This window comes from Shewanella sp. HL-SH8 (assembly GCF_051165765.1).
Taxonomy (GTDB): domain Bacteria; phylum Pseudomonadota; class Gammaproteobacteria; order Enterobacterales; family Shewanellaceae; genus Shewanella; species Shewanella glacialimarina.
In genome coordinates, this window is sequence record NZ_CP195039.1 from 1510722 (window position 1) to 1529443 (window position 18722).

Sequence of the window (18722 nt, forward strand, 5' to 3'; positions counted from 1 at the left end):
TATCTTATTGATTGATACTTAGCACGAAAACAAAAAGCCGTCATCAGACGGCTTTTTTTGTGCTTAGGATTTACTTATTGGAACTAACTCATGATATTCATATTCTGCCGTGGTTTAAACCACGCCTTAACCTTAGCATTAAAGCTAATCCAAACCTGTATTATACCTATTATAATCAACGCACTAAAAATGACCCAATCAGATACTACCGCTTGAAATAACCCAAAGTCCATTGTTGTTGGCCCGGCTACTAAATTATCAGGGTCATACATGAGTACGGGTAAAAAACTGTAAAATGCTAATTGCAAAGCGCTGTAACCTCTTAACATATACAGGGCTGCTTTTTGACGACCAAATACCGCCACAACCATTAGTAATGTTAACAGGCATAGCATGGCACTTAACTCTGAAACAGAACCCGCAGCCATTAAACCGCTAATGGATGCCACAGTGTAAACCAACATTAATGCCGTTAAACGCTTTGGCAACTTAGGTTTTATGACATCAGGTTTGCTCTTTTCATCAACCTTGGCTTGTTCTATATCAACCTTCGAAGATATATCATCAGCTGTCTCGTTGATTAATTTGGCTTTAGCATCCATTGGATTATTCATAAGGTTAATGCTTTGTGGTGTCTTTAGAGGTTAAGCGTTGATCTACTTCAAAAGGTGGCACAACGACACCTAGATCTTCTTGTACTGGGAATACTGCAATAAATAAATCATCATCTTCCATGCCGCTAACCCAGCGCTCTTGAAATTCATCAAGGGGAATGGCTAATGGCTCGCAATCTTTCCAGTCATCAACAGCCCACAGTGCAGCCGTTTCTTCTGATGGCCACATCGGAATACAGTCTTCATCTTCAGTGGTTAGCATGACGCAACCATCACTATCTTGCAAAGACCAAATCATTTTGTGACTTTTGACTTGCTCAATCATATAGTCATAACGGCCTTCAGGCGTTAGTTGTAGTAATTCGGCAACACTTTTTTGTTTAATACTCATGCGATTCTCATATGGCAGCAATCAGCAATACAGTTATGCGTATGCCGATTAAAAACTAAATATTGGCGCATGATACCACTGACAGGATTATTTGAAAAAGAAAAGTCCGCAGTTATGCGGACTTTTATGAATTGAACGTTGAGCACAAAATGATTAATGTGATGGGGTAAAATTAGCCTAAATCTGGTCTGTTTAAACAGTATTGATGGTATGCAATTTCAAATAACCCACTTTGAATTAAGCATGTGAGATCAAACAGGCATTACGACACATTATTTTGCTGAGTATCGTCCGCCCAACACTGCTTCTCTACTGGCACCTGTGACTGCAGGTAAATTAGCCGGTAATTGACGGTGATAGCGCATGGCAAGCCAGGCAAAGGCAAATCCTTCAACCCATTTAGGGTCAATACCTATGTCTGTTGTGGTAGCCACCTTATAGCCAGGTACTAATAAGGCGAGTCGACGCATTAGTGCTTTGTTAAGTGCGCCGCCGCCGCAAACATAAAGCTCGCCTATGGCACTCAGCTTATTAACGTCGTTTGCTATGCTCTGGCAAGTTAAATCAAGCAATGTAGATTGAATGTCTTCTTGGTCTAAATGACTAAATTCGGATAACTGCTGTTCAAGCCAAGCTTGGTTGAAAAGTTCGCGCCCAGTACTTTTAGGGTAAGCTAACGAGAAATAAGAATGAGACAAAAGCTGTTTTAATAGGTCAGGGTTTGAGTTACCTGAATCTGCCCACTCACCATCCTTATCAAAAGGGAGTTCTTGGACTTGTTGGATAAAAGCATCAATCAGATTATTACCAGGACCAGTGTCAAAACCGATAACTTTATTAGAATCACCCGGAAGGTAGGTGATATTGGCAATACCGCCAATATTTAAAATGACTCGTCGGGTATCAGGTTTGGCAAAAATTTGTTGATGAAAGGCCGGAACCAGAGGTGCGCCTTGACCGCCTAATGCAATATCTTTGCGGCGAAAGTCAGCAATAACATCAATACCCGTCTCTACGGCGATAGTATTGGGGTCACCTATTTGTAAGGTAAAACCCATTTCTAAATTAGGCATGTGTCTGACCGTTTGGCCATGTGAGCCAATCGCGATAACCTGGCTCGGACTAACACTGGCATGGGTTAGTAGCTGATTAACGGCTTTTGCGAATAACAAACCCATACTGCGATCTAACCGACCTAAGCGGTTGATTTCATCGGTTGAGGGTTGGCAAAGACGTTGTAGACCTCTGAGTAAATGTCCCGGAATTTCTTCAGTATGAGCACTAATAAGTTGCGGATAACCGTGACTAAAATCAACTAATACTGCATCAACACCATCCATGCTCGTACCGGACATAAGACCAATATAATATTCTGGCTCAGACATGAAAAATTTCCTTAATTGAGGTAAAAGTGATGCTTAACCAATATAAGGTTAGTCGTTAACGCTTATATTGGTTAATAAATTGAAAGCTGATTATTGAGTGCGTTAGTTACTGGCAACCATTTGTGTTTGGTGTGATTTTAGTTGAGCCATTAATAGCTTGCTTACATTTGCAAACTTGCCTCTTTCACTGCGTTCGATAGGTTCAGACTTGGGCAGATTAATTGTTCTAGGGTTTCTATGTACACCGTTGACGATAAACTCGTAGTGTAAATGCGCGCCAGTCACGCGACCTGTGCGTCCTAGAGTTCCAATTACTTGGCTTTGTTTTACCATATCGCCACGTTTAACTTTACGAGCATTTAAATGCAGATACTTAGTGGTATAGGTATCATTGTGCTTAATGAACACATAGTTACCATTAAATTGATTATAACCCGCCTCAACCACTTTACCGCGCCCCGCAGCTTTAATTGGGGTACCAATAGCCGCAACATAATCTACACCACGGTGGGCTTTTATTTGACCTGTTACAGGATGCAGTCGTCTTGGGTTAAAGTTAGAGCTAACGTATTTAAAATCAACGGGTGAGCGTAAAAATGGTTTACGCATACTGTTGCCGTTTTCCGAGTAATATTGGCCATCTTTATAGCGAATGGCGGTATAGCGCTCGCCTTGGTTTACAAACTCTACCGCAAGAATGTTGCCAGTACGAATAAACTGGCCGTCGGCATATTCTTGTTCAAAAATAAGTGAGAAATGGTCGTTTTTACGAATATCTAACGCAAAATCTATGTCCCAGCCTAAGATGTTAGCCAATTGCATAATATGATTTGCTGACAAACCTGCATCAGCAGCAGCTGTCCAGAAATTGCTTTTAATTTTGGCAGTAATAAATGATTGGCGTGTTTCTAATTTTTTCTTATTCACCACTTCTTGATATTTATCGTTTGCTTTAGAAATTACCAAGGTCGATATTTTATCCATGCGGTAACTTAGCTCGGCTAATTCACCCTGGGCATTCTTGCTGATAGCAATTTCTTCACCTGGAATAATTTTAAGTAAATTCTTTTTCGCGATAGGTAAACTAGTGATGTCGTAAACATCTTTAGCCGATAGGCCTGCACGGTTAAATAACCCCCCTAATGTATCGCCTTTTGCCACTTCATAATATTCAGCATACAGAGCATTAGGATCAGCCGCTTCATTGGCTTGTTGAATTGCCTGCTTTTGGGTTTCTAACTCACTAGCTAAATTGTCAATCACCTGGTCTGCTTCTGAGTCTGGTGACAGGGTATTTAAATGTGCAGCAAAAATTTCATCATCTGCTGTTGGGGCTGATAATGGTGGGTTATTTTTATCTGCTACTTTTGGTGCGCTAGGGTTTCTAAAAGCTAATGGCACCGATGAACCTGAGTCGGTTGTTAGCAATGATAATTCATCTGATGATGTCTGCTTAGAAGCTTGTGCATCCTCTGATGGAAATACCAAAATCATAGAAGTAAATATAGCTAATGTAGCTAAGGCTATTTGGTGTGCTTTAGGCAGCAACTTAAATAATGTAATCAGCTTTGCCATTGACTCAGTTACCAATTTCTCACTCTTGTTGTTATTGGCTAAGTGTACACTCTTTCATTTGCTGTGGCTAACAAGTAACATAGTCCTCTTTATTTTTATTTGTTAATGATTACGCTCTAGGAGTTGCAGTAGAGATGGCTGAATTAGATCAAGTGTTGGCAGAGATCAAACGTGGTACGGATGAAATTTTACTTGAGGCTGATCTCATTGAAAAACTTAAAGAAGGACGACCACTTAGGATTAAGTTAGGCGCAGATCCAACCGCGCCAGATATCCATCTAGGGCATACTGTCATTTTAAATAAAATGCGTACCTTCCAAGAGCTTGGTCATGAAGTCATTTTCTTAATTGGTGACTTTACCGGCATGGTTGGCGACCCGAGTGGCAAAAATAGCACTCGTCCGCCGCTAACACGTGAGCAAGTGCTTGCTAATGCTGAAACCTATAAAGAGCAAGTTTATAAGATTTTGGATCCGGCTAAAACACGTATTGAGTTCAATTCTAGTTGGTTAGAACCATTAGGCGCTGCTGGAATGATCCGTTTAGCTTCACAGCAAACGGTAGCGCGTATGATGGAACGTGATGACTTTAAAAAACGTTATGCGTCAGGACAGTCTATTGCGATCCACGAATTTATGTACCCACTATTGCAAGGTTACGATTCAGTAGCATTACAAGCCGATGTTGAGCTAGGTGGCACCGACCAAAAGTTTAACCTACTTATGGGACGTGAATTACAAAAAGCAGAAGGTCAAAAACCACAAACTGTGATTATGATGCCTCTGCTTGAAGGTTTAGACGGTGTAAAGAAAATGTCTAAATCAGCCCACAACTATATTGGCGTCAGTGAGCCTGCAAACGAAATGTTTGGCAAAATTATGTCTATTTCAGATGACTTGATGTGGCGTTATTTTGAATTACTGTCTTTCCGCCCGCTAGAAGAAATAGCAGGCTTCAAGCTTGATATGGAAAATGGCACAAATCCGCGTGATATTAAAATTACCTTAGCCAAAGAAATCATTGCACGCTTTCATGATGAAGCAGCAGCAGAAGCTGCTCACCAAGAGTTTATTAATCGCTTCCAAAAAGGTGCGATTCCTGAAGATATTGAAACAGTAACACTTGCTGCTGGCGAGGGGTTAGCGATTGCTAACTTACTTAAAGATGCAGGTCTAGTTGGCTCAACTTCTGATGGTATGCGGATGATAAAACAAGGTGCGGTGAAATTTGATGGTGAGAAAGTAGAAGATAGTCGTCAAGTGTTTAACGCAGGTTTTGAAGCCGTAGTTCAGGTCGGTAAACGCAAGTTTGCTAAAGTCGTGCTTAATTAAACGCCACTGTATAAAATACCGCAGTGTAGACAACAAAAAGGCTCTTTGGAGCCTTTTTTATTGTCTGAATTTAAGGTTAAGGTGAATTATTTATTGAGATTCCAGCTGATCGGCCATTGTTTGGTAATCCATCAGATCCATATGTTCTATTAAGCGTTGAGTTTTCATATCAAACTTTAGGGTAGTAACCCCCGGAACCGCTATATCAATAATTTTATCTGGTTTGCCATACTGATCCCCTGGACCACGTAAGCTATAGCTGCCGATGATGACCACAATGGCACCATTGTTAAACATATGCTCGATATTAAGTCGGTATTCAAGCACACCTTCATGGGCGCGGGTTAGAAAAGCAATAATCTGGCGCTCGCCTTTATATTCTACCCCAGCGGTTTTATCAAAAAATACGCTCTCACGGGTATAAAACTGTTTTAACGTTCTAAAATCGTGGTCGGTATAGGCTTCAATATATTGAATTGCAAGCTGTTGCTCAGCTGGCATATCACCAATATTCGCATGAGTTTGAACACTCAATAACAAGCAAAATAGTAGGCTAATTAAACGCACATCAAGGTCTCTTTGTTTTTAAATCGAATGCTGGTAAGGAAAGATGCCAGCGGATTGCACTTAATCTAATGATAAGCGTGCTAGCCATGGCTAAAAACATCGAGGTCATACTATCTATTCCTGACAGTAAGCTCAAGGTATAACAGATACCGCCAATAATAGAGGCGGTAGCATAAATTTCTGTCCGTAATACCATGGGAACTTGTCGACATAGTACATCACGAATAATGCCACCACCAACGCCAGTTATTAATCCCATTACTACTGCAATCATGCCTGAATGACCCAGTAATAGAGCTTTTTGAGCACCAATAACGGTAAAAAGTGCTAAGCCTAGGGCATCAGCAACAGGTAGCGTAATGTTGGGTAATTTATGGGGTTTGCGGACCAAAATCAAACAAGCAACCACAGTGGCTAAAATCACTATGATGTAATTGGGATCGGTAATCCAAAAAACCGGTGTAGAACCCAATAATGCGTCACGTATACTGCCGCCGCCAATTGCGGTTACTGAGGCTAATACCGTTACGCCGAAAGGATCCATACGATGCTTGCCTGCAGCTAAGGCCCCAGATAGGGCAAATACAGCTGTCCCGCAGAGATCAAAAAAGTAAATCCACTGGATCATTTACTTAACTCTTTTAAGTGAATGTTAAGTGCATCAACCGAAATACGAATTTCAATCACTGATAAAATCAACGAGTAAAGTAACAAGAGTAGGCTTAATCCGAAAATAACTGAGCCGATTTGATTAAATCCGGTATACAAAAAAATCATGCATAAGACGCACAAAGCAAAACTGCTGACGCCCGCTTCTTGCATTTTACGGATCAGATTAATACGCTGCTTGAGGTTTTTGATTTGTTCGTCATTGACAGGTTTACCTCGTTCGCTTAGCTGACGGATGAGCGCCGCTAGTGCAAAAAAACGATTGGTATACGCCAGCAAAAGTAACGAAATTGCCGGAAACAATAAGGCCGGAGTCGTTAATGAAACATGTAAATTATCGAACAAGGTCACTTTCCTATAAACGAGGATATATAAAACAAGCAGCCGCGGATGATACCGCTTTTGGCTAACGATTTACATATTTTGCAGCAATGCCCATAACAAAGGCAATAAAATAGCTAATGCTAAAAAGAAAAACTTACCATTTTGAGCCGCCTTGATCGCAATATGAATATGCTGATAGTGGGGTAAAGGTCCTGCTAAAATCTTGGTTAAATTCACTTTTTCAAAAGCGTTTTCAACAGCAACCCCTTTTGTATAACTGAGTGTTTTAGAAGCCGATGGCTGTATTATAAATTGTTGCGGTCCGCCAAGCTCAACTTTCAGTAAATTAGCGCCTAGGTGTATCACACTGAAATCATTATTTAGCCCTTGAGTGACCTTGTCGGTAATAGCAATGCTTTTAGCGCCGAGCTGACCAAACTGTATGGCTAATGAAAATTGCCACAATAATCTAGGGATAAAAAACAATAGCCGATTAAATTGGCCGACAAAACTAGAAAAGTTAATAAACTTAGGCTGATAAGGCGGCCAGCACAGCTCTAATTGTTTAAGTAGATGCGCAGCGATAACCATAGTTGAGCCACCTATAGCAAAAAATATCACACTGGCAATACTGCCATAAATAGGCGCACTCAGTGTTTTTTCAATAGTGGTTTTACATAACCCCATGCTGGATAGCCGTTTGGTACTTTGACTGACCCATGGCGCTAGTATGACCTTGGCGGAGGCATTGTTATTTTTTTCAAGCGCTGTTTGAATGCGCTTTGCTTGATGAGTAAATTGGTAATCGCTGATGCAAACATACAATATCAGAAAATCAAAAAACCAACCATAGGCTGCAAGCTCAAGAAAAAAGGTTGCGATTGTTGTGATGGGAATGACCAGCAATAAAGTCGCTAATATTCCTGCCGTCATTTGCTGCGATGCCGAGCGTTTTGGGTGATTCACCTTTGCCGCTAATTGGCTCGCTAATAACCTAAACCATAATAAGGGTTGCCAGTGTTTGGGCAGTGGCGCAAGTTGCGCCGCTGCAATGGCCGCTATAAGCACTAAGCAGCTTTGTATGAGCTCATTTTGCAAAAGTAGATTGTTCATATTGGTATCCTTCGCAAACTCATACCGTTAAGGGTTAACCTTGTTGTGACATTACAATTGTTGCAGCAGTGCCATGACCATCATAGCCGAATGATGGCCTGCTTTAATGATGTACGAGTCAAAATCGACAGGTGAGTCATTATTAGCATTGTCAGACAGCGAGCGAATGATCACAAACGGGGTGTTAAATTGGTGACAAACCTGTGCAATAGCAGCGCCTTCCATTTCACAAGCGGCCATTGTTGGGAAGTTAGCACGCATGATTTTAGTGCGCTCTGGATCGCAAATAAAGCTGTCGCCTGTACAAATTAACCCTTCAATAGCTTTAACCTCACCGAGAGATGAAACTGCTTGTTGTGCCGCTTTGACTAATTCAGCATTTGGAATGAATGCCGCAGGTTGCTGTGCCATTTGGCCAATTTCATAACCAAATGCGGTGACATCAACATCGTGGTGACGCACTTCAGATGATATAACAATATCACCAATGGCTAAGTCATCAACAAATCCGCCCGCAGAGCCGGTGTTAACTACATGACTGACTGAAAATTTTTCAATCAGTAACGTTGTCGCAATACTTGCGGCTACTTTGCCAATGCCTGAGCGGGTAACAACCACGTCTTTATCTGCAATTTTACCACTTATAAACTCAATACCGGCAATGGTGGTATGCACAGGAGAATGAATAGCTTGGACAAGATGAACGACTTCGGGCTCCATAGCGCCGATAATACCGATTTTCATGGGGGTGACCTTAAACAGTTTTATGCAAATTTATTAGGCCAATAATATACCATGCAGAAGTGTGCTTTGTGAAAAACTCAATCTAATATAAAACGATAAAACGATAAAACGATAAAACGATAAAACGATAAAACGACAAACTGCGGCTATAGCCACAGTTTGTCTGGTTGTTGATATAGCCAGCTATCCTCGGACTATTTTTTATAAACAATACCGTCTTTCATCACAAAGCTGACGTTTTCCATCAGGCTGATGTTTTCAAGGGGATCACCATCAACCGCAATAATATCGGCTAAAAAGCCTGCTTTAATTTGACCCAAGTTTTGTTGTTTTAATAACGCGGCACTATTGATGGTCGCGGCTTGCAATGCTTGGATGGGCGTCATACCAAACGTCACCATACGCGAAAACTGTTTGCCATTATCACCATGGGGATAAATGGCTGCATCAGAGCCAAATACCATTTTAGCGCCGGCTTTGACGGCTTTTCTGAAACTATCACGCTGCGCTTGTGAAACCTGCTTTTCTTTATTGATATTCGCTTCTGGTACACCATTAGCCTCACCAAATGCTAAGGTATACTCGGTATTGTAAATATCGCAGGATAAGTAAGTGCCAGCATCAATAGCCATCTTAATCGCTTCAGCATCCATAAAGCTGCAATGCTCAATACTATCAATTCCCGCTTTGATTGACGCTTTGATGCCACTCGTTCCATGGGCGTGTGCCGCAATGACCATGCCTTGCATATGGGCTTCATCTACAGCGGCTTTAATTTCTTCATCGCTTAATTGCTGAATACCGACTTGTGTCCCTTTTGAGAATACGCCGCCAGTGGCACATATTTTAATTGCATTAGCGCCGTACTTGATGTTTTCGCGCACTTTTGCACGCACTGCCCATGGACCATCGGCTACGCCCTGTGCTTTTGACTGTTTTTCTGGGGCAGAAAAGTTGTCGTCGCAATGGCCTCCGGTCACGCTAATGGCGTGACCTACCGCCCAAATGCGCGGTCCGATAATATCGCCGGCGTTAATACCGTCACGTGTAGCAATGACTGAGTAACCCGAAGCACCTAAGTCTCGCACAGTGGTAAAGCCTGCCATCAAGGTTTTTTGGGCATTTTTAACTGCTTTTACTGTTTGACGGGGCACGGAATCATTTTGAGCTTCGAGAAAGTTATCATCAGCATCACCAGATAAATGCACATGCATGTCCATTACTCCTGGCACTAAGGTTTTACCGCTTAAATCAATGACGGTGTAATCCTGCTGATTGGTGATATCAGCTTGTTTAGTGACTTTACTGATTTGATTGTCAGTGACAATAATCGCCACATCTTTAACAGTTTTACCTTTGGCTACATCAACATAGGCATCGGCAATAATAAGCGTATCCTGTGCTAAAACAGCACTTGAAACAGATAAACCTAAAGCGAGAAGTAGGGCGTTATTTATGGTTGATTTAAGTGAAGTCGATTTTAGTAAGGCCATTAGGTATGGCTCCTTTATTGTTATATCAGATTCAAAGGATTGGAATTTATCATACGCTATGTTTAAGAAGGGTTGTTATCAATAAGTAGCTGGTTGGTAGGTGAGTTTGTAACAGGGTTTGTCGATTTTATGATTTCCAAAAAAGGAGATGAGTTATCAATAGACAAAAAAAAGCACACCAGAAGGTGTGCAAATTCACAAGTAAACTCTTTTGTTTAGTCAATAAAGTTTAAAATGCCTAATGCAGCATCACGCCCTTCGGCAATAGCGGTAACCACTAAGTCGGACCCTCTGACCATGTCGCCACCAGCGAACACTTTTGGGTTAGTGGTTTGGAATGGATTGGCATCAGATTTTTTCGCTTTAACTAATCCCCATTCATTGGTTTCGATTCCAAAATCATCAAACCAAGCCGCAGGGCTGGCCTGGAAACCAAACGCCACAATAACCGCATCAGCTTCTAGTACTTGCTCGCTGCCGGTAATCACTTCTGCACGACGACGTCCAGAGGCATCCGCGTCACCCATTTGGGTTTCAACGCATTCAATACCCACTACCACGCCATTATCAGCTGTAACAGCAACCGGTTGGCGATTAAAAAGGAATTTAACGCCTTCTTCGCGAGCATTTTGAACTTCACGTGCAGACCCTGGCATGTTGGCCTCATCACGACGATAAGCACAGGTGACGCTTTTGGCGCCTTGTCTTATCGCTGTTCGAACACAATCCATGGCAGTGTCACCACCGCCTAGTACAACCACATTTTTGCCTTCTAGGCTAATATAAGGCGTGCTGTCGTCACTTGTGCCCATCACTTTGTGAGTGTTGCCAATCAGATAAGGCAAAGCTTGCAATACACCCTGTGCATCTTCATTAGGTAACTTAGCCGGCATTGCCGTGTAAGTTCCCATGCCTAAGAAGACCGCATCGTATTGGTCTAATAAACTTTGAAAACTGATATCTTTGCCAATAGTGGTATTCAATTTAAATTGAATACCCATACCTTCCATTACAGAGCGACGGGTGGCCATAACTGTTTTATCTAACTTAAATGATGGAATACCATAGGTTAGTAAACCACCAATTTGAGGGTATTTGTCATAAACTACCGCTTGTACACCGTTACGGGCAAGAATGTCAGCACAACCAAGACCAGCAGGGCCGGCTCCAATAATTGCCACGCGCTCTTTACGCGGGGTTACATTGGATAAGTCTGGACGCCAGCCTTGGGCTATCGCGGTATCGGTAATGTATTTTTCTACGCTGCCTATGGTGACTGCACCAAAGTCATCATTTAAGGTACATGCACCTTCACATAAGCGGTCCTGTGGACACACTCGGCCACAAACTTCAGGTAGCGTGTTGGTTTCATGCACCAAATCCGCCGCTTCCATTATGCGTCCTTGTTTGGCTAGCTCAAGCCAGTTAGGGATGTAGTTATGCAGCGGGCATTTCCATTCACAATATGGATTACCACAGTCTAAGCAGCGATCGGCTTGAGCACTGACTTCTGGCTGGGTGAACGGCTGATAAATCTCAATAAACTGAGTCGCACGTTTTTCTGCCGCGTGCTTGGTTGGGTCAATACGACCCACTTCGATAAATTGAAAATCATTACTCATGTTTATTATCCCGCCTTAACAGCTAATTCAGGGCTTTTTTGCTCGATTTTTAATAGATCAGCAACGGCAACATTTTTAGGTTTAACCATGACAAAGCAGTCTATCCAATTGTCAAAATCACTTAAAATCAAATGGGCATGCTCACTGCCCGTTTCGGCAACATGAGTTTCGATTAAGCCTCTTAAGTGCTGGCGATGAATGGTTGATTCAACTTTCAGGGTATCGACTAACTCAGTATTGACACGGCGGTTGAAGCGGCCGAATTGATCAAATACATAAGCAAAGCCACCTGTCATACCAGCGCCGAAGTTCACCCCGGTTTTACCCAATACGACAACAATACCGCCGGTCATATATTCACAGCCGTTATCACCTAAGCCTTCTATAACCGCAATGGCGCCAGAGTTACGTACTGCAAATCGCTCGCCCGCTTGGCCTGCGGCAAATAATTTACCGCCAGTGGCACCATATAGACAGGTGTTGCCAATAATGGCACTTCTTTCACTTTGGAACGGACTACCTATCGGCGGGTGAATAACAATCTTGCCACCCGACATGCCTTTACCAACGTAATCATTGGCATCGCCACACAGTTTCAAGTTTAACCCTGGGCTATTCCATACCCCAAAGCTTTGACCTGCGCTGCCAGTAAAGCCCAATGATATTGGCTCTTTAGTGCCTGCTACACCATGTAACTTGGCAATGTAACCCGACAGTGCGGCACCCACAGAACGGTCGGTGTTATTGATGGCATATTGATAGGCATAGCTATCACCTTCATCAACGGCTTTTTTGCAATCAGCTAGCAGAGTTTGGTTAAGTTGACCAATATCTAGCGGCGGATTAATTTCTTTCCATGTAAGTGATGAAGTGCTTGGCACGACAGGTTTATACAGAATTGGTGATAAATCTAGACCTTGCTGTTTAGCTGTCTGGCCTTCAAGGGCATATAACCATTCGCTACGACCGACTAAGTCTTCAAATTGACTGACACCCAGTGCGGCCATCCACTCTCGTACTTCTTCGGCTACAAATTCAAAGTAAGTCATCACACGCTCAGGTAACCCATGATAATGGTTATCACGTAAGTTCTTGTCCTGAGTTGCTATGCCTGTGGCGCAGTTATTAAGATGACAAATACGCAGGTATTTACAGCCTAATGCGATCATAGGCACGGTACCAAAACCGAAGCTTTCAGCACCTAAAAGCGCAGCTTTAATGACATCGGTACCGGTTTTTAGGCCGCCATCAACTTGTAAGCGAATTTTATGGCGTAGGCCATTTTCAACTAACGACTGTTGAACCTCAGCTAGGCCTAATTCCCATGGAGAACCGGCATACTTCACTGATGTTATCGGGCTTGCGCCTGTGCCGCCGTCATAGCCTGAAATGGTGATCATATCGGCATAGGCTTTAGCCACACCGGTTGCAATGGTGCCAACACCAGGCTCAGAAACTAACTTTACTGAGACCAAAGCGGTAGGGTTAATTTGTTTTAAATCAAAAATCAGCTGGGCTAAATCTTCAATTGAGTAGATATCATGGTGTGGTGGTGGGGAAATAAGCGTGACACCAGGACGTGCATGGCGTAATCCGGCAATTTCAACACTGACTTTATGGCCCGGTAATTGACCGCCTTCACCCGGTTTTGCCCCTTGAGCAACCTTGATTTGCAATACATCTGCGTTAACCAGGTAATGCGCGGTGACACCAAATCGACCAGAGGCAACTTGCTTAATGGCAGAGTTACGTTCAGTGTTAAAGCGACGTGCATCTTCACCACCTTCACCAGAGTTAGAGCGACCGCCTAAACGGTTCATTGCCACAGCAAGCGCTTCATGAGCTTCAGGGCTTAGCGCACCGATACTCATAGCCGCGCTATCAAAGCGGCTAAATAAATGACTTGCATCTTCTACTTTGTCTAACTCAATTGCGGCTAGTGAGCCTTTCACGCCAATCAAATCACGTAGAGTCGCAATAGGACGTTCATCTACTAATCGGGCAAATTGTTTGTATGCAGGATAATCTTTATTTTTCAAAGATGCCTGTAAGCTGTTTACCACATCAGGGTTGAAGCTGTGGTATTCGCCACCCTCGACATACTTAAGTAAACCACCTTGTGGCAAGGGGACATGCGCACGATATGCCGCGGTATGAAGTACTTTTTGATCGTCAGCAATATGGCTAAAACTTGCCCCTTCAATACGACTGATCACGCCTTTAAAGCATAATTCAATCACATCAATGGCTAGACCGACGGCTTCAAATTGTTGACTACAACGATAAGAGCCCACAGTACTGATGCCCATTTTTGACATGATCTTACGCAGGCCTTTTTCAATGCCATAACGGAAGTTAAGCATTAAGGATGTCACATCTTCAATGGCGTGTTTTTTAGCCATCGCCGCAATGGATTCATAGGCTAGGTATGGATAAATTGCCGTGGCACCAAAACCAATTAATACTGCAAAATGATGCGGATCACGTGTTGACGCCGTTTCAACAATAATGTTGGTGTCACAACGTAAACTTTTGTCGACTAAACGGGTCTGTACTGCGCCAACAGCCATTGCTGCTGGGATCACCTGGGCGTTTTTATCGACAGCGCGATCAGATAAAATCAACAAGGTGGTGCCACTGCGTGCAAAACGCTCAGCTTCATCGGTAATACGATGAATAGCTTGTTTAAGCGTTTCATGGGCATCGTAGTTTAAATCAACGGTATTGGCACGATAGTTAGTACTGTCTAATCCCAATAGTTGATTAAAATCGCTAAACAATAAAATGGGCGAGTTAAACATCACACGGTAAGCATTACCTGTGGTTTCGCTGAATAAATTTTGTTCACGTCCGACACAAGTGGCGAGCGACATAACGTGTTTTTCACGCAATGGATCAATCGGTGGGTTAGTGACCTGGGCAAACTTTTGGCGGAAATAATCATACAATGATCGTGACTTTTTCGACAACACAGCCATAGGAGTATCATCACCCATTGAACCGATAGCTTCTTCGCCTTTGCTGGCTAATACCCATATCACTTGTTCAAGTTCTTCGCGGGTAAAACCAAATTGCTTTTGATATTGCAATAAGGTTTTGGCATCAAAACGGCTTGAGCCTTGTTTTGATGGGTCAATACTTTCTGCTGGTATCAGAGTTTGACTGTTTTTGGCCATCCATTCTTTGTATGGGTGGCGACGTTTTAAATCGTTATCAATTTCAAATGACTGATGTAAACGGCCATTTAAGGTATCAAGCACCAGCAATTCACCTGGGCCTACACGGCCTTTTTCAATCACTTCATCAGCAGCATAATCCCAAATGCCCACTTCAGAGGCTAAGGTAAGAATACGGTCTTTAGTGATGACGTAACGAGAAGGGCGTAGGCCATTACGGTCAACTGCACAAGCCGCATAACGACCATTGGTCATTACGATACCCGCAGGGCCATCCCATGGCTCCATGTGCATAGAGTTAAAGTCATAAAATGCTTTTAATTCATCATCCATTTCTGGATTTGACTGCCATGCTGGTGGAATAAGCAAACGCATTGCGCGGTATAAATCCATTCCGCCAGATAACAACATTTCTAGCATGTTATCTAAAGAGGATGAATCAGAACCGGTTTCATTCACAAAGGGAGCCGCTTGTTGTAAATCAGGCAACAAAGGTGAATTAAACTTATAAGCACGTGCACGGGCCCATTGGCGGTTACCGGTAATGGTATTAATTTCACCATTGTGGGCTAAATAACGAAACGGTTGTGCTAAAGGCCACTTAGGCGAGGTGTTAGTTGAAAAGCGCTGGTGAAATAAACAAATCGCGCTTTTTAATCTGATGTCGGCAAGATCGCTATAAAATGACGGTAAATCAGCAGGCATCATCAAGCCTTTGTAGACAATGACTTGACCCGATAAACTGGCAACATAAAAATCATCGTCATTGGTAATTTGTTGTTCAAGACGACGACGCGCCATATACAAGCGGCGTTCTAAATCTTTTTCACGCCAACCTACAGGTGCATTTATTAGTACCTGGTAAATTTGCGGTAAACTGTTGCGACCAATTTCGCCCAGTACATCTGGATTCACAGGCACTTTACGCCAGCCGGCAACACTTAATGTTTCTCGTTGTAATTCTTTTTCTAAAATAAACTTAGCTTCGTCAGCTTTTTGCTGATCTTGACTTAGAAAAAACATGCCCACAGCAAACTTACGGCTTAAGTGCCAGTCATTTTCAGCTGCTATTGCTTCAAAAAATTCGGTTGGCATTTGCATTAATAGACCACAGCCATCACCTGTACGTCCATCGGCTGCAATACCACCACGGTGTTTCATGCGATCGAGTCCATGAATTGCAGTGCGCACGATTCTATGGCTGGCGTCGCCATCCATTTGCGCTATCAATCCAAACCCGCAATTGTCCCGCTCGAAACTGGGATGATATAAGCTCATACAAAAAACCCCCTAAAACCTCTAACTAGATACGACTCGGGGTAAATGTGAAGAAATTCCATAGATATGCACCCGAACCTCTCAAATTAAACTGAGTTTGTACAAAGGTCAAACGCAATTATTGCATGGTTGTGAAATTTTATTACTAAATAACTGTAATATTGCATCAGGTTTACGTTAACGTAAACTGTGTTATTTTCTGTATAACCTTATGAATAAAAAGAATTTTAGAATGCCACTCTATATTTGGTAACTTTTTGGTAACAACCGCCTTGAATTGTTTTTGAAATAAAAATAGTGAATTTTATTTCAAATACAGTCTCAATGATTATCAATCGCTTTTTTGATTAAATATTCACTTTTAGTAATTTAAAATATACTGTTTTTGTTTAAAACATTAACCCAAAGTCAATATAACCTCGATGTTATCAATGGTTGAGTTGGTTTTGTTTGATTTAAGTCTAAAACAACTGTTTGATTTACTTTAATACTTCGATCAGTTTTGTTTCTAAAATTGCTTAATTAGATGCTTAGCGCGATGTTATTCGAAGGTCGAGTTAATGCAGCTAGTTAAGAGATAAAATGGACTGTATAACTTAGGAATAAAAGGCGTGAAAGCTCTTATCAGACAATATTATGTCTGTTTAGCTGCTAGTGTGTTGTTCTATTTTAATCATCTAGAAACGGGATTATAGTATGAATTGTTAAGATGTTTTTTTAAGCATGGGATAAGGTTGTTTACTTAATTGTTATCAAAATGTTGCCTGTGACAGGTTTGAGGAGCTAACCTCTAGCAAAGCTTGCATAGGGGCAAAGACGGGGTATTATAAAGCTAATTTTATAGGCTTAGACTTAGAATTTTAAACTAATTAGAGGTGCCCTAAATGTCCGTAACGCCGTTAGATGCAATTTTGGATTTGAACACACTTGAGCAATACATTAGTGCCATCGGTGCTGGTACTTTATTGAAAAGTGTTGTGTTGTTCGAACAATTGATGCCTGAGTATCTTGGTTGTTTGATTAAAGCTAACGATGACGGTGATAAAGAGGCCTTGTGTTCTGAAGCGCATAAGTTTAAAGGTGCAGCGGGTTCTGTTGGTTTAAAGCGTATTCAACAGTTTGCTCAGCTGCTACAGCACGGCGAAGAAGCTAAGTGGGCTGATGAACACAAAACTTGGTTAGCTGAAATAGTTGATCATGCTGAAAGCGATTTACAGCAACTTAAGTTATTTTTACAAGCTAAAGCTTAAACCCATTCTAGTCTTTTGTTGAACGCTGTTGAAAAATACCCCTCATTTTAGGGGTATTTTTTTCGATTTTTTTAAACTTTGTGTCCTAGTTCATCATGATAACCTTGTTTTTCTGCCATTGTTAATTCATTATTCAAATTACTATCCTTTGATATAATCGATTATATGAAAAGTCTTCCGAGTTTAAAAAATCTTTATTACCTGACTAACTTACATCAAGAGCAAAATTTTAATCGTGCAGCTAAAATATGTTTTGTCAGCCAGTCGACACTGTCTAGTGGTATTCAGAATTTAGAAGAACAGCTTGGTTATCAATTGATTGAACGTGATCATAAATCTTTTATGTTCACCGCTATTGGTGAAGAAGTTGTTGAGCGAGCTCGCAATATTCTGACCGATGTAGATGACCTGGTTGAATTGGTTAAAAACCAAGGCGCCCCGATGACAGGGGAAATACGTTTGGGCTGTATTCCTACCATTGCGCCATTTTTGTTGAGCAGAGTCGTTAAACTCTGTCAAAAGGACTATCCACAGCTGTCACTATTATTGAAAGAAGATACCACTGAACGTTTATTAGACGCGCTAGCTAAGGGAGAATTGGATTTATTGATTCTAGCATTGCCTGTGGATACGAGTGGGTTTCATAGTATGAAAGTGGGTATCGATCCATTTAAAATGGTGATGCACCGAGAGCTCTCATATGATGTGGTGCAGCCAATTGATTACCAATTGATGCCTGATGAAAGTATTTTTTTACTGCAAGCTGAACACTGTATTACGGGTCATGCTATTACCGCTTGCCAGTTAGGTAATAGTGCAAAAATCAATCCTTTCGCCGCGACTAGTCTACACACGTTAGTGCAGATGGTGGACAGTAAGCTGGGGACAACCTTTTTACCTCAGATGGCTATTGATGCGGGGATTTTAAACGACACTGAACTTAAAGTGATTGACCCACCTGGTGATGCCCCATATCGTGAAATTGGTCTAGTATGGCGTCAAACAACCAGCCGCATAAGTACCTTTAGAACCTTAGGTTTGGCCATGCAGCAAAAATTAATGCCCCAAGCGATGAGTAAATCTTAATATTGTTATTTAACGCAGTGATATAAACACCAGTTGGTTATGCCGTCCTTAGTTATTCAGAGATCAACAATGACTTTGTACACAGTTTTTTGTGCACAGTTTAA

15 protein-coding genes are annotated in these 18722 nt (G+C 41.9%); 3 read left to right on the forward strand and 12 right to left on the reverse strand.

Features of this window, described 5'->3' with window-relative positions:
- Nucleotides 1-83: 83 nt before the first annotated feature.
- From ACRWQN_RS06710 to ACRWQN_RS06725, 4 genes are all read right to left on the reverse strand, one after another.
- Nucleotides 84-614: a hypothetical protein gene (locus ACRWQN_RS06710; RefSeq protein ID WP_434930293.1), complete on the reverse strand. Its 531-nt coding sequence runs from the start codon at nt 612-614 to the stop codon at nt 84-86.
- 4 nt (nt 615-618) lie between these two features.
- The gene (locus ACRWQN_RS06715; RefSeq protein WP_235086055.1) at nt 619-1005 is read right to left on the reverse strand and encodes a DUF2750 domain-containing protein; all 387 of its coding nucleotides are present in this window, start codon (nt 1003-1005) and stop codon (nt 619-621) included.
- Between the two features lie 272 nt (nt 1006-1277).
- On the reverse strand, nt 1278-2390 hold the full coding sequence (locus ACRWQN_RS06720) for an anhydro-N-acetylmuramic acid kinase (RefSeq protein ID WP_434940265.1): 1113 nt from the start codon (nt 2388-2390) through the stop codon (nt 1278-1280).
- 102 nt (nt 2391-2492) lie between these two features.
- A complete protein-coding gene (locus ACRWQN_RS06725; RefSeq protein ID WP_434940266.1) occupies nt 2493-3965 on the reverse strand; it encodes a peptidoglycan DD-metalloendopeptidase family protein in 1473 nt (490 codons plus the stop codon).
- Between the two features lie 134 nt (nt 3966-4099).
- Here ACRWQN_RS06725 and tyrS point away from each other — a divergent pair, with 134 nt between their 5' ends.
- A complete protein-coding gene (gene tyrS / locus ACRWQN_RS06730; RefSeq protein ID WP_226410732.1) occupies nt 4100-5296 on the forward strand; it encodes a tyrosine--tRNA ligase in 1197 nt (398 codons plus the stop codon).
- Nucleotides 5297-5386: 90 nt separating this feature from the next.
- Here the strand turns inward: tyrS and ACRWQN_RS06735 are convergent, their stop codons facing one another.
- The 8 genes from ACRWQN_RS06735 to gltB all read right to left on the reverse strand — a co-directional run bounded on the left by ACRWQN_RS06735 (nt 5387) and on the right by gltB (nt 16282).
- Nucleotides 5387-5797 (reverse strand): nuclear transport factor 2 family protein, encoded by a 411-nt coding sequence (locus ACRWQN_RS06735; RefSeq protein WP_226416005.1) that lies wholly within the window; start codon nt 5795-5797, stop codon nt 5387-5389.
- A 67-nt stretch (nt 5798-5864) separates the two neighbouring features.
- A complete protein-coding gene (locus ACRWQN_RS06740; RefSeq protein WP_226410731.1) occupies nt 5865-6491 on the reverse strand; it encodes a trimeric intracellular cation channel family protein in 627 nt (208 codons plus the stop codon).
- Nucleotides 6488-6877, reverse strand: coding sequence for a DUF2721 domain-containing protein (locus ACRWQN_RS06745; protein ID WP_434928546.1), 390 nt, complete (start codon nt 6875-6877; stop codon nt 6488-6490). The genes ACRWQN_RS06740 and ACRWQN_RS06745 overlap by 4 nt, the downstream gene beginning before the upstream one ends.
- A 69-nt stretch (nt 6878-6946) precedes the next feature.
- Nucleotides 6947-7969: a cobalamin biosynthesis protein gene (locus tag ACRWQN_RS06750; RefSeq protein ID WP_434940267.1), complete on the reverse strand. Its 1023-nt coding sequence runs from the start codon at nt 7967-7969 to the stop codon at nt 6947-6949.
- 51 nt (nt 7970-8020) lie between these two features.
- A complete protein-coding gene (locus ACRWQN_RS06755) occupies nt 8021-8713 on the reverse strand; it encodes a 5'-methylthioadenosine/adenosylhomocysteine nucleosidase (RefSeq protein ID WP_226410728.1) in 693 nt (230 codons plus the stop codon).
- Nucleotides 8714-8907: 194 nt separating this feature from the next.
- Entirely contained in the window at nt 8908-10206 is a 1299-nt protein-coding gene (locus ACRWQN_RS06760; protein WP_434940268.1) for an amidohydrolase family protein, read from the reverse strand.
- A 215-nt stretch (nt 10207-10421) separates the two neighbouring features.
- Nucleotides 10422-11828 carry an FAD-dependent oxidoreductase gene (locus ACRWQN_RS06765; RefSeq protein WP_226410726.1) on the reverse strand — a complete coding sequence of 469 codons (1407 nt, stop codon included), beginning with the start codon at nt 11826-11828 and terminating at the stop codon, nt 10422-10424.
- A gap of 5 nt (nt 11829-11833) precedes the next feature.
- Nucleotides 11834-16282 (reverse strand): glutamate synthase large subunit, encoded by a 4449-nt coding sequence (gltB, locus tag ACRWQN_RS06770; RefSeq protein WP_434940269.1) that lies wholly within the window; start codon nt 16280-16282, stop codon nt 11834-11836.
- Between the two features lie 884 nt (nt 16283-17166).
- Here gltB and ACRWQN_RS06775 point away from each other — a divergent pair.
- Together ACRWQN_RS06775 and oxyR are read left to right on the forward strand one after the other, a co-directional pair.
- On the forward strand, nt 17167-17532 hold the full coding sequence (locus tag ACRWQN_RS06775) for an Hpt domain-containing protein (RefSeq protein ID WP_434928550.1): 366 nt from the start codon (nt 17167-17169) through the stop codon (nt 17530-17532).
- A gap of 165 nt (nt 17533-17697) precedes the next feature.
- A complete protein-coding gene (oxyR, locus tag ACRWQN_RS06780; protein ID WP_434928551.1) occupies nt 17698-18618 on the forward strand; it encodes a hydrogen peroxide-inducible genes transcriptional activator OxyR in 921 nt (306 codons plus the stop codon).
- Nucleotides 18619-18722: the final 104 nt, after the last annotated feature.